Annotated in this window: 10 protein-coding genes and 2 tRNA genes; 6 read left to right on the top strand and 6 right to left on the bottom strand. The window is 63.9% G+C overall.

Translation table 11 applies throughout. The features are described 5' to 3' along the window. The first annotated feature begins 18 nt into the window (after positions 1 to 18). The 4 genes from trpA (at position 19) to LQ954_RS05995 (ending at position 3,604) form a co-directional block, all read left to right on the top strand. Positions 19 to 810, top strand: coding sequence for a tryptophan synthase subunit alpha (trpA, locus tag LQ954_RS06010; protein WP_231022346.1), 792 nt, complete (start codon positions 19 to 21; stop codon positions 808 to 810). Beyond that, positions 807 to 1,667 (top strand): acetyl-CoA carboxylase, carboxyltransferase subunit beta, encoded by an 861-nt coding sequence (accD, locus tag LQ954_RS06005; RefSeq protein WP_227770382.1) that lies wholly within the window; start codon positions 807 to 809, stop codon positions 1,665 to 1,667. The genes trpA and accD overlap by 4 nt, the downstream gene beginning before the upstream one ends. A 99-nt stretch (positions 1,668 to 1,766) precedes the next feature. Beyond that, positions 1,767 to 3,107, top strand: a complete 1,341-nt coding sequence (locus LQ954_RS06000) for a bifunctional folylpolyglutamate synthase/dihydrofolate synthase (protein ID WP_231022345.1) — start codon at positions 1,767 to 1,769, stop codon at positions 3,105 to 3,107. A 65-nt stretch (positions 3,108 to 3,172) separates the two neighbouring features. Continuing rightward, positions 3,173 to 3,604, top strand: a complete 432-nt coding sequence (locus LQ954_RS05995) for a DUF6628 family protein (protein WP_231022344.1) — start codon at positions 3,173 to 3,175, stop codon at positions 3,602 to 3,604. A gap of 14 nt (positions 3,605 to 3,618) precedes the next feature. Here LQ954_RS05995 and LQ954_RS05990 read toward each other — a convergent pair whose 3' ends face one another. The 6 genes from LQ954_RS05990 to LQ954_RS05965 form a co-directional block, all read right to left on the bottom strand. Continuing rightward, entirely contained in the window at positions 3,619 to 4,962 is a 1,344-nt protein-coding gene (locus LQ954_RS05990; RefSeq protein WP_231022343.1) for an AmpG family muropeptide MFS transporter, read from the bottom strand. 299 nt (positions 4,963 to 5,261) lie between these two features. Further along, a tRNA-Asp gene (locus LQ954_RS05985) sits at positions 5,262 to 5,338 on the bottom strand. An 87-nt stretch (positions 5,339 to 5,425) separates the two neighbouring features. Further along, positions 5,426 to 5,502, bottom strand: a tRNA-Asp gene (locus tag LQ954_RS05980). A gap of 24 nt (positions 5,503 to 5,526) precedes the next feature. Beyond that, positions 5,527 to 6,711, bottom strand: coding sequence for an AI-2E family transporter (locus LQ954_RS05975; RefSeq protein ID WP_227771053.1), 1,185 nt, complete (start codon positions 6,709 to 6,711; stop codon positions 5,527 to 5,529). Positions 6,712 to 6,846: 135 nt separating this feature from the next. After that, positions 6,847 to 7,572, bottom strand: coding sequence for a Crp/Fnr family transcriptional regulator (locus LQ954_RS05970; RefSeq protein ID WP_231022342.1), 726 nt, complete (start codon positions 7,570 to 7,572; stop codon positions 6,847 to 6,849). Between the two features lie 31 nt (positions 7,573 to 7,603). After that, complete coding sequence (locus LQ954_RS05965) at positions 7,604 to 9,298, bottom strand: class I adenylate-forming enzyme family protein (RefSeq protein WP_231022733.1); 1,695 nt, start codon at positions 9,296 to 9,298, stop codon at positions 7,604 to 7,606. Between the two features lie 150 nt (positions 9,299 to 9,448). Between LQ954_RS05965 and LQ954_RS05960 the strand changes: the two genes are divergently transcribed. Together LQ954_RS05960 and LQ954_RS05955 are read left to right on the top strand one after the other, a co-directional pair. After that, positions 9,449 to 10,672, top strand: a complete 1,224-nt coding sequence (locus LQ954_RS05960) for a serine hydrolase domain-containing protein (protein WP_231022341.1) — start codon at positions 9,449 to 9,451, stop codon at positions 10,670 to 10,672. A gap of 120 nt (positions 10,673 to 10,792) precedes the next feature. Next, positions 10,793 to 12,823, top strand: a complete 2,031-nt coding sequence (locus LQ954_RS05955; RefSeq protein WP_231022340.1) for a 3-hydroxyacyl-CoA dehydrogenase NAD-binding domain-containing protein — start codon at positions 10,793 to 10,795, stop codon at positions 12,821 to 12,823. Positions 12,824 to 12,828: the final 5 nt, after the last annotated feature.

Below are 12,828 nucleotides of genomic sequence, written 5' to 3'. Positions count from 1 at the left end.
ATCCACCGGTGACATCCGATGACCCGGCTATCGAAGGCCTTCGCTAAGGACCACCCGGCGCTCGTCTGCTTTGTGACGGCCGGGGATGGGGACACGCCTGGAGTGCTTGACGCGCTGGTCGCGGGCGGCGCCGACGTCATTGAACTCGGCATGCCGTTTACGGATCCCATGGCGGACGGCCCTGCGATCCAGGCTGCAAACATCCGGAGCCTGGAAGCGGGCACAACAACCGCCGATATCCTTCGGATTGCAGGCGATTTTCGCTGGCGGCATCCGGATGTGCCATTAGTGCTGATGGGTTATGCCAACCCCATGCTGCGACGCGGGGCAGAGTGGTTTGCCTCGGCAGTGCGGGAAGCCGGCGTGGATGGGGTGATCTGTGTGGACGTCCCCCCGGAAGAGGACGATGCGCTGGGGCCGGCATTGCGGCAGGCGGGCATTGATCCGATCCGCCTGGCAACGCCGACGACAGATACCGCGCGCCTGCCGACGGTGCTGAACGGAGCCTCCGGTTTCGTCTATTACGTGTCAGTCGCCGGCATCACCGGCCTGCAACAGGCAGCGCAGGGTTCGATCGATGCCGCCGTCACGCGCCTCAAGGAAGCGACGGACCTGCCAATTGCTGTCGGCTTCGGTGTTCGCACACCTGAACAGGCGCAGGCGATTGCCAGGATCGCCGACGGCGTTGTCGTGGGCTCCGCCATCGTGGAACTCGTGGCGCGCCACACGACTGATGCACCGCGCCACGTGCGCACCTATGTTGAAAGCTTGGCGGCCGCCGTCCGTGCCGCTCGGAAGGAAATCGCATGAGCTGGTTGTCCAGCGTTCGCAACGCTTTGTCGTTCGTTGTTCCGGCGACGAAGGAGACTCCCGACAATCTTTGGCACAAGTGCAAGGGATGCGGGACGATGGTGTTCACCAAGGAGTGGGAGGAGAATCTATCGGTCTGCCCGTCCTGCGATCACCACGGCCGCATCGGTCCTGCTGCACGCTTCGCGCAGCTGCTGGACGAAGGCAGCGCGAACATCCTGCCCGCGCCCGCTGCGCCGGAAGATCCGCTCAAGTTCCGCGACTCGAAGCGCTACTCGGATCGGTTGAAAGCCGCTCGCTCCGAAACCGGTGAGCAGGACGCCTTCATCAATGCGCGCGGCACCATCAAGGGCAATCGCGTGGTGATTGGCGTGCAGGACTTCGCGTTCATGGGCGGGTCCATGGGCCAAGCGGTTGGCGAAGCATTCATCCAGGGCGTAGAGGCGGCAATCGCTGATCGCGCGCCCTATGTGGTGTTCACCGCCAGCGGCGGCGCGCGGATGCAGGAGGGCATTCTCAGCCTGATGCAGATGCCGCGAAGCACGGTCGCGATCCAGATGCTGCACGACGCCGGCCTGCCCTATATCGTCGTACTGACGGATCCCACGTCAGGCGGCGTGATGGCGGCTTATGCTATGCTCGGCGACATTCACATCGCCGAACCCCGCGCAACGCTGGCGTTCACGGGACGGCGCGTGATCGAGAATACGATCCGCGAAAAGCTGCCGGACGATTTCCAAACCAGCGAATATTATCTGGAGCACGGATTGGTCGACATGGTCGTCCACCGCAAGGATCTGCGCGATCAACTGGCGACGGTGATCGGATACCTTTGCGCCGAGCGCAAGGCGGCCTGACACGCTCGACCTCTGCCCGAAGCAGAGGATAATGATAGCATCACGCCGGCGGGCTGCATCGGCCCGCCGCGTTTCAGCGCGCGGGGAGCTGGAGCGACAATGCCCGACTATGCCGTTTCGACTGATCCCGCCGTGCAGACACAATTGGCACGACTGTGGTCGCTGTCGCCAGGCGCCGACGTTCTCGGCCTGTCGCGCATCACGGCGCTCCTCACTCGTCTGGGCGACCCACACCTGCGCCTGCCGCCGGTATTCCATGTGGCGGGCACGAACGGGAAAGGATCGACCTGCGCATTCTTGCGCGCGATGCTGGAAGCGTCGGGGAAGCGCGTGCACGTCTATTCCAGTCCTCACTTGGTTCGTTTTAACGAGCGGATCCGGGTCGCGGGCTCCTTGATCGAGGATGCTCCGCTTGCAGCGGTGCTGGAGGAGGTGCTGGACGCGGGCGGCGACATCCGGGCGAGCTTCTTTGAAGTCACGACCGCCGCTGCCTTCCTCGCCTTCTCACGCACGCCAGCGGACGCCTGTGTGATCGAAGTGGGACTCGGCGGCAGGCTGGATGCCACCAATGTCGTGCAGCCGCTGGTCTGCGGCATCGCCGGACTCGGCATAGACCATGAAGCGTTCCTGTTGGCGGAGGAAGCCGGCACGCCGCCAGAGCCCCTTGCCCGTATCGCGTTTGAAAAGGCTGGGATCGCCAAGCCCGGGGCACCGCTGGCGACGCTGGAATATCCCCCCGCGGCGAATGATGCCATTCGGGCAGTTGCTTCTGCCAAGGGCGCAATCCTGACCAAGATTGGCGAGGCTTGGACCTGCGCCGTTGATGCTGACGGCTTCACTTATGCGGATGCTGCCGGGTCACTGCGTTTGCCGCTGCCGACACTGGCTGGCAGGCATCAGGCCGATAATGCGGCACTCGCCGTAGCGATGCTGCGTCACCAGACGGCCGTCACCGTAAGGTCAGAGGATATGGCAGCAGGCATCCGTGGCGCATTCTGGCCGGCACGGATGCAGCGGCTGAACGATGGACCACTTACCCGATTGCTGGACCGCACCCCGCCGGGCGGCGTCTGGCTCGACGGCGCTCACAATGAGTCGGCGGCTGCGGCCATCGCCCAGGCTTGGCCGCAAAGTGCCAAGACCGCGATCGTGATCGGCGTGCTGGCCAACAAGGATGCCGCCTCCGTCTTGCGCCATCTTATCGCCATGTCGGTATCGACACGAGTGATCGCCATCCCGGTTCCGGGCCACGCGCACCACGAGCCCGAGGAGCTGGCGCGCTTGGCGATCGAGAATGGCGCTGTCGAAGCGGCGACAGCGAAAGGGATCGCAGAAGCGTTCCTTGCGCTCGCCACTGCGGATGTGGACCGGATTCTGGTCGCAGGTTCGCTCTACCTGGCTGGTGAGGTGCTCCTCCGAAACGACGAGATCCCCACCTAGACCCAAAGTTGCGATTGACTTGCAATAGCACACTGGTCGAGACTGCGGGAAGAGGAGGCTCTTCCATGACCATGTTCGCACCTGCCACTTTGGCGCTGTTGCCGCACCCACTGCCAGCCTGCTGCAACGCACGCATTATATTGTTCGCCATGCGCCGGATGGGCGCACACGGGCTAACCGACGCTCGGGCGGCGCACGCCTTCTTCACGGCGTTTGGCGCGAGCTTTCGGCGGCCGCTGATCCTGATGCGCGGCCTTATGTTGGACCTCGCCACCGCTGCTGCCGGGCCGATCGCGATCGCGCCTTGCTGCTATGGCCGCATGACCCATGCGGAGGCTGCGTTGCTCACGATCCTCGCGCGAGTGGAAGTTCAGACTGAGGCTGCGCGTTTGCTGATGGCCGACCTCCTGGGCATCAAGGCCGTGGAGGGCGTTCTCTCCAGCGCGGCGGCTGTGGCTGTGGCCTTCGCGGACGAGGGCCGGCCGATCACGGCCTGACGCGTCCCACGGGGCTAGGGCGTGGCCGGAAGAGGAGCCCCGGGTTCATCGTCAGCGGTCGGCTGACGTGCCTGCTCCACGACGAAGCCGCGCGTCCACAGGATCCACAGCAACAGCAGGCCAGGTAGCGCGACCACCATCGTGACGAGCCAGAACCCGACCCAGCCGAACTGCTCCGCCACATAGCCGGACGGCGTGGACAGCCAGGTGCGGCCGACGACCGCAAAGGAGGAAAGCAGCGCGAACTGTGTGGCGGTATAAGCGAGGTTGGCCAGCCCCGAGAGATAGGTCGCGAACACCGTCAAGCCGATGCCGCTCGTCACCTGTTCGGTCGCCACCGCGATGAACAGCCATGTGGGTGAATGGCCCTTTGCCGCCAGAATTGCGAAGGTGGCATTGGAGAGCATCATCAGCAGCCCGGAGATGAACAGCGCTCGTCCCATGCCGAGCCACGCCAGGAAGGGCGCACCTAGCGCCGTGCCGATCAGCAGGCCCCAGAGCCCGACGACCTTGTTGATGGCAAGGAACTCCGTGTCGGAGAAGCCAAGTTCCACGATCATGGGATTGAGCATCCCCTGCCCCATCGCGTCCCCAAGCTTGTAGACGAGGACGAACAGCAGGATCAGCAAAGCGCCGCGGCGACGGAAGAATTCACGGAACGGGCTGACCACCGTATCGGTGAACCAGCCGCGCCCGCCTCGTTTCACCGCTTGTTCGTGAAGGCCAGGCCCAATCCACAACGCCGCGACGGCGGCCGGGATCAGGCAAAGCGAGGTGAGCCCGTAACCCAAGCCCCAGCCGAGACCGAGCCCCTCGGCCGAAGCGATCGCGATGGTGCCTACCCCAGCGATGAAGTTACCGGTGCGGTATCCGAACTGGTTCATGGCGGTGCCATGCGCCAGCTCGGCGTCGGGAAGGATCTCGATGCGATAGGCATCGATGACGATGTCCTGCGTCGCCGAAAGAAAGGCGGTTACGATCGCCCAGAACGCGAAGACGCCCAGGTGCAGCTCAGGCTGACTTGCGCCCAGCATCCATACCGACACCAGAAGCAGTGCTTGAACAAGGAACAGCCACGCGCGCCGCTGCCCCACCAGCTTCGTCAGAAACGGCAGGCGCGTGCGATCGATCAGCGGCGCCCACAGAAACTTGAGGGTGTATGGGGTCGTCAGACCGATGGCGAAGCCGATCGTCTTCTTGTCTATGCCAACCTTCGCCAGCCAGAAGGTCATGGTGCCAAGCAGCAGCGTGAGGGGGAACCCGCTGGAAATGCCAAGCAGAAAGGCGGCAAATGGCCGCGGCCGGAAGTACGGCCCCATCGCGGCGCCCCAACCACGCCGCGCGATAGCTTCCGTCATTTACGCTTGCTCCACACCCCAGCTTTGCCGGGACACTAACGGGAAATTGCCCGGAGGTAAGCCCATGATCGCGCGATGGCGGGTCCTGATCCTGCACGGGCTTCAACTGGACGCGGCTGCGGTCCGCCACCGACTCCGTCGCCGCGCGCTACAGACACAGAAACGCGCTGGCGGACCGCCGATCAGGCAAGCCCGCAGCACCCATCCACTTACCTCTGACGAGGCAAGCAGACCGACGTATACCGATGAGTTACGGTGACCGCGGCAAAACGCCGCTGGGTCGATGCCATCCTGCCGGATGGCGCGAGTGACGGGGCTCGAACCCGCGACCTCCGGCGTGACAGGCCGGCGCTCTAACCAACTGAGCTACACCCGCTCGAACTATCCGAACGCTTTCTACGTTCCTCAGCCGCCAGCACAAGCTTGTACCGACAACCACGGAACGGATCCTCCACCTTGAAGGTGGCGCGAGTGACGGGGCTCGAACCCGCGACCTCCGGCGTGACAGGCCGGCGCTCTAACCAACTGAGCTACACCCGCTTGGATCAGCGTGGAGGCGCGCCACTATGCCACCGGCGAGGGGCTGTCAACGACCTCATCATCGCTTTTCTCAAATCCTGGCGATCTCTTCACGGTCTGCCGCACCAAAGTGCCATGTTCGAAGAGGAACCCGGCGATGTCCGGCTTGCCCGCGCCCTTGATGATCGTCTGGATGATGATCAACAGCGGCACCGCCAGCAGCGCGCCGATCGTTCCCCAGACCCAGCCCCAGAAGCTGAGTGACACCAGGATCAGCACCGGGCTGATGGTCAGTCGGTGGCCCACGATCAGCGGCGTCACGACGTTCGCCTCGATCAGGTGAAGTCCATACATGATCGCCGGGGCTGCCAGTGCGGTCGCCACGTCGTTGAATGTCATGAGCCCGCCCAGCGCGACAAGCAGCGCTGCAATGACCGGTCCGAAATACGGTATGTAATTGAACAGCGCGACTATTCCGCCCCACATCAGCGGAAACGGCATGCCGAGCAGATTGAGCGCGCCGGCCGTCACCAGGCCGAGCACGATGTTGATCGCGGTAATCGTTCCCAGATAGCTAGAGACATCGTCCACCACGTCCTGGATCACTCGGGCGGTCGCCATCGCCCCGCCAAAGCTCTCGCGGCTGGTGATCATCCTCGTCCTGGTGCGCGTCCAGCCGGTCAGAAAGAAGAAGGTGACGAGGACGGCGTACAAGATCTGAATGATCACCGCCGGTGCCGAGGTCGCCGCCAGTTCCAGGATCGAACTCGGCGGCGCCACAGCGGCCGTTGGCGATTGACGTACCGGCGTGGCCGCAAGCCGCCGCAAGGTACGATTCGCATAGCCTTCCAGATTCGAATACAGGTCGAGCAGCGGCTCCAGATTTTCCTGGATGCGGTCGATGCGCTTGGGAAGCAGCCGGAAAAAGTCGATTGCCGGGACGACAATAGCGGCAAGCGCCACGTTCGCGGCCACCAGAAACAGGATCACGCAAAGTAGCGACGCGATCGCCGGCGGCAGACGCCGCGCCTCGAGCCATTCCAACAGCGGGATAAGGGCGATGCTGACGACAATGGCGACAGCCGTCGGCATGAAGAATTCGGCGCCGGCCTTCAGGGCAAACGGCAAGCCGATGATGAGCCCCAACCCCGCTGTAAGCGTCAGTGCCGCGAGCAATCGGTCGCGGCGTAGCGCCACCCGCGGTTCATCGGCCGAGTTGGCTGCTTCGATCTGCTCCGCCGGATCATTGAGGGTCGAGACGGACGAAGCGGGCGCGGCCTCAACCACGCCAGACAAGCCCGTGCGCCCTGAGCAGGAACCGGATGGGCACCGGCGTAGGACTGGATCCTGGAAGAGCGCCGTCCATCATTCCCGCCAGGGTCCATCCTCAAGGTACAAGTAATCGGCCTTGAACTCCCCCAACCGGGCGAGTTGGTCAATATTGAGTATCTGCAGCGTCCCGCGGCCGATGATCGCCAGGCCTTCTTCGCGGAGCCGTCGAAGAACGCGGTTCACGTGAACGCTGGTCAGGCCGACGATATCTCCGAGATCCTGTTGCGTCAGTGGCAAGTCGCACCGCCCCTCTGCTGCCCGGCCGACCGCGCGCATGCGGCAATAGGTCTCGCAGACGAAGTGGGCCACGCGCCCCGCCGCGTCGAGCCTGCCGATGCGGAAGATCCATTCCCGATGTAGCGCCGCATCGAGCAACGTGCTGAACCAAAGCAAAGAGGCCAGATGGGGTCGCTCGCTCATGATCCCATCCAGCCGATCATGACGGACGTAAGCGACGGTCACTTGGGAGATGGTGGCCACAGCGTGATCAATATACCGCGTCGGATAACTGTGAAGGTCAACGAAATCGCCGGGCACGTGATACGACAGCATCTGCCGATAGCCGTCCCGCGCATCCATGTATCGACAGGCATAGCCCTCGACGATCAGCGTGCTGCGCCTCAGCCGCTCGCCGCGGTGGGCCAGCACCTTTCGGGCCGGCACCACCTCCACGCTATCCACCGCCGCTTCCAAAACGGCCAACTCCTCGGCAGACAATTCGTGACGACGCCTGCCCCTGAGGAAATCCTTTGTACGCATCGACGGCCCTTTGTTTCGCCGATGCAACGCTTCAGGCAGCCGCGCGATCCTCAAAGTAGCTTTTCAGCTCGCGCTTGAGGATCTTGCCGTTCGCGTTCCTGGGCAGCATCTCCTCGCAGAAGCGGATCGCGACCGGCACCTTGAAGGCGGCGAGCCGCTCACGGACCCAGGCCTGGAGCTCCGCCTCGGTGGCCGTTGCTCCCGGCGCCAGATGGACAACTGCCGCCGGCTCCTCGCCCAGCGTGCGATGGGGAATGCCGATGAGCGCGCAATCCGTCACCGCCGGGTGATCGTAGAGCACGTTCTCCACCTCGCTGGAGTAGATGTTTTCGCCGCCGCGAATGACCATGTCCTTCGCCCGGTCGACGATATAGCAGAAGCCCTCTTCATCGAGCCGCGCCAGGTCGCCGGTGCGCACCCAACCATCGACGAAGGTTGCGGCCGTCGCTTCGGGCTTGTTCCAATAGCCTTTCACGATCATCGGCCCGCGCGCCCACAATTCCCCGATCTCCCCGGGCGGAAGCTCTTCGCCGTCAGCTCCGGTTACCTTGAGGTCCGCAACCGCTACCGCCGGTCCACAACTCTCCGGGCGATGAAGATAATCCTCGCCCGAGTGAGTGGTGACGGTGGCGGTGGTTTCGGTCATGCCCCAACCGTTGCCGGGCGCGGACTTCAGCTCCGCGGCGATCTTACGCACCAGCTCCGGTGCGGAGGGCGCCCCGCCATATCCGATCGTCTCGAGGCTCGAGAGATCGTAGCGATGCCGCTCGGGATGCTCGAGCAATTGCCACGCGATCGTCGGCACCCCGCCAGTGGAGTTCACCTTTTCACGCTCGATGATTTCCATCGCGCGTACCGGTTCGAACTTGCGCATGTAGATGATGGTGTGGCCCGCAGCCATCGCGCCCATCAGTCCGGATGACAGGGCAGTGGCGTGGAACAACGGGATAACCGTCAGCGCCACCTTCTTGCTCGGCTCCGGCAGCGGATCGCCGCGGCGCAGGATCGACCGGGCCATGGCATAACTGGTCGACAGGATGTTGGTCATGAAGTTGCGGTGCGTGCCCAGCGCCCCCTTCGGCTGACCCGTCGTGCCGCTGGTATAAAGGATCGTCGCCTCATCCTCTGGCGCCAGCGCGACGGCTGGCAATTCGCCGGCCGGAAGCCTCGACCAGCCATGCGGAGTGCCGATAACGTCCTCAAGGCGCTCGGCATCCTGTAGCGGGGTGCTGGCGCGACTCACCAGCACGTGATCCAGACCGGGAAGCTGCGCGCGCAAAGGGGCGATCCGCTCCCAGCGCTCATCATCCGCGATCAGGGCCTTGGCACCGGAATCCGAAAGGCCATAGGCAAGCTCCTCGCCGGTCCACCACGCGTTGAGCGGCACAGCAATAGCACCGAGCACCGTTGTCGCGAAAAACGCGACGATCCATTCCGGCAGATTGCGCATGGCGACGGCGACGCGATCGCCCTTGCCCACCTCCCGCGCGGCGAGATTGGCGGCCAATGCGGCGATAGCTCGGAACTGCGCGTCATAGCTGACCCGCTCATCCTCATAGATCGTCGCGAGGTGGTCGCCATGCGTTCGGGACAGCGCCGCCAAGGCCGCCATATGGGGAGGTGCATTCTTCCACACACGCGTGGGCACACCCCGGATGTCCACCGTTTCCATCTCGAACTTCGCGCCGGGTGCGGTGAGCACGGCTTCCGCCTGCTTCACTGACATGGCCGGCCATGATGCAGCCAAGGGTTGCGTCGCCACGTCAGATTCTCCCCGCACTCGAAATCGGTTTCCAGGTGCTCACGTTAGGATTGATTCAACGCCCGCTCAAGCGATAGGAAGAGCGTGAATTAGAAGCCGGGGTATGGAGGGGCAATGAACATCGCATCACCCGAGAAGCATGGGTTTGACGGCCGGCGCCTCGCCGCAATCGATACCTTCCTGAAAGAACGGTACCTCGATTCGGGCGAATTTCCTCATACCCAGCTGCTCGTCTCGCGCGATGGCGAGATCGTGCACTTTTCTTCTCAGGGCGGCGCGCGCGAAGGTGGCTCGAAGCAGATCGACGAGAGCAGCCTGTTTCGCATTGCGTCGATGACCAAGCCGATCACGTCGGTTGCGTTCATGATGCTGGTGGAAGAGTGCAAGGTCGCACTGGACACCCCCGTTCACCACGTTCTTCCGGAGTTCAAGAAGCTTGGCGTCTACGCCGGCGGCGGCGCTGGCGTGCCGTTCATGACGCGGCCGACCGAAGAGCCAATGCGGATGGTTGACCTGCTGCGGCATACCTCCGGCCTCACCTACGGCTTCCAGAACCGCTCCAACATCGACGCCGCGCATCGCGAGCTGAAGCTAGAGAACTGGCACGGCAATTACGATCTCGACGGCTTCGTCGCTGAACTGGGCAAGCTGCCGCTGGAATTCTCGCCCGGAACGAGCTGGAATTACTCAGTGTCGACTGACGTGCTCGGCGCGGTGGTCCAGCGTGTGTCCGGCATGTCGCTGCCGGCGTTCTTCGAACAACGCATCTTCAAGCCTCTGGGCATGAACGACACCGGCTTCACCGTGCCCGCGGAAAAGCTGGACCGGCTGGTCGATTGCTACACGTTGGTGCCCGGCAAGGGCCGGGTGATGTTCGACCGTGCCGACGAGAGCATGTGGTCGAAGCCGTTCACCTTGGTCTCGGGCGGCGGCGGGCTCGTTTCCACCGCTTTGGATTACCAGCGGTTCTGCCAGATGTGCCTCAACGGCGGAACGCTTGATGGCGTGCGCATTCTCGGTCGCAAGACCATCGACCTGATGACCCAAAATCATCTGCCGAACGGCGCTGACCTGTCCTCCATGTCGAAGTCGCTGTTCAGCGAGACCCAGAACGCCGGCACCGGATTTGGCCTGGGCTTTGCTGTGACGATCGACACCGCCCGCTCCATGATGCCCGGCAGCGTGGGCGAATATTATTGGGGTGGCATGTTCTCCACCGCCTTCTTCATCGACCCAGTGGAGCGGCTGACGATGGTGTTCATGACCCAGCTGTCGCCCAGCATGATTTACCCGATCCGGCGCGAGCTGAAGACAATGATCTACTCGGCGCTCACCTGATCATCGGTTGGCCGTTGTCTCCGCGATCGGGGAAGTCGGCCGGCGGACTTATCGACTGAACCGGCTCGGTTCGAGAAATATGGATCCCCGCCCGCACGGGGATGACGAATGGAGAAAGAAATGACTTCCCCCGTCCGCTTCGAACGCCACGACGACGTTCTCGTCATCATCTCCGATTCGCCGCCAGTGAACGCCCTTGGCGCCGGCGTGCGTGACGGGCTGAAGGAAGGCGTCAGTCAGGGGATCAACGATCCCGCCGTGAAGGCGATGGTGATCCGCTGCGACGGCAAGACCTTCTTTGCCGGCGCCGACATCACCGAATTCGGCAAGCCGCCCAAGGGCGCATCGCTTCACGAAGTCATCGACATGATGGATTCGAGCGAGAAGCCGATCGTCGCCGCGATCCACGGCACCGCGCTCGGCGGCGGCTGCGAAGTCGCGCTCGCCTGCCACTATCGCGTCGCCGTGCCCTCGGCGGTGATGGGGCTGCCCGAAGTCAAGCTTGGCCTGCTGCCGGGCGCGGGCGGCACGCAGCGCCTGCCGCGCATCGTCGGCGTGAAGGCCGCGCTCGAGATGGTTGCGATTGGCGATCCGATCCCGGCCAAGAAAGCGGCCGAGGTCGGCTTGGTCGACCGCGTCGTCGGCGAGGACAGCCTTGAGGCGGACGCGATCGCCTTCGCGCGCGGGGTCGCCGACAAGAAGCCGATCCCGCGCGTGCGCGACAAGACGGTGGCGCCCGATCCCGAAGCGGTCGAGGCGTTCAAGAAGCAGCACGGCCGCAAGATGCGTGGCTTCGATGCGCCGGCGGCGAACATCGCCTGCGTGGTCGCGGCGAGCGAGCTGCCGTTCGACGAGGGCATGAAGTTCGAGCGCGCCGAGTTCGTCAAGCTGATGGAGGGCACACAGTCCGCTGCGCAGCGCCACCTGTTCTTCGCAGAGCGCCAGGCCGCCAAGATCGACGACGTCGATCCCAAGACGCCGCTTCGCCCGATCAACAAGGTCGGCGTGATCGGCGCCGGCACCATGGGCGGCGGCATCTCGATGAACTTCCTGTCCGCCGGCATCCCGGTGACGATCGTCGAGATGCAGCAGGAGGCGCTCGACCGCGGCACCGGCGTGATGCGCAAGAATTACGAGGCGTCGGCCGCCAAGGGGCGGATCAAGCCCGACGCGCCGGAAAAGGCGATGGGCCTCGTCACGCCGACGCTCAACCTAGAGGACCTCGCCGACTGCGATCTCATCATCGAGGCGGTGTATGAGAATATGGACGTCAAGAAGGAGCTGTTCACCAAGCTTGACGCCATCGCCAAGCCCGGCGCGATCCTCGCCACCAACACCAGCTACCTCAACGTCGACGAGATCGCCGCGGTGACGAAGCGTCCCGAGGACGTGGTCGGCATGCACTTCTTCTCGCCGGCCAATGTCATGCGCCTGCTCGAAGTGGTCCGCGGCGAGAAGACGGCGAAGGATGTGCTCGCCACCGTCATGGCGCTCGCCAAGAAGATCAAGAAGGTCGCAGTCGTCGCTGGCGTGTGCCACGGCTTCATCGGCAACCGCATGCTCAGCCCGCGCCAGATCGAGGCGAACAAGCTCCTCATGGAGGGCGCGACGCCGCAGCAGATCGATAAGGTCCACACCGATTTTGGCATGCCGATGGGCCCGTTCCAGATGGCCGATCTCGCCGGCGTGGACATCGGCTGGCATCGGGATCCGAGCCGGATCGAGAGCATCCGCGATGCGCTCGCTGCCGAGGGTCGCTGGGGCCAGAAGAAGGGCGCGGGCTATTACGATTACGACGAGAAGCGTAACGCGACGCCGAGCCCCCGCGCGCTCGAGATCATCGAGGAATTCCGCGCCAAGTCAAACCTGCCCAAGCGCGAGATCACCGATCAGGAAATCGTCGAGCGCACGCTCTACCCGATGGTCAACGAAGGTGCGCTGATCCTCGAAGAGGGCAAGGCGCAGCGGGCGAGCGACGTCGATGTCGTCTGGATCATGGGCTACGGCTGGCCGGTCTATCGCGGCGGCCCGATGTTCTGGGCGCAGCATGAAGTCGGCCTGAAGAAGATCGTTGAAGGGCTTGAAAAGCATGGCTTCAAGGTCGCCGAAAGCCTCAAGACCGCCGCCGAGACGGGCGCTGCACTGAAGTGACCGCA

The organism is Sphingomonas sp. IC-11 (genome assembly GCF_021043365.1).
In the GTDB taxonomy this organism is placed as follows: domain Bacteria; phylum Pseudomonadota; class Alphaproteobacteria; order Sphingomonadales; family Sphingomonadaceae; genus Sphingomonas.
Note: the sequence above shows the minus strand (reverse complement) of the source record. Positions and strands in the feature narration are given on the sequence as shown.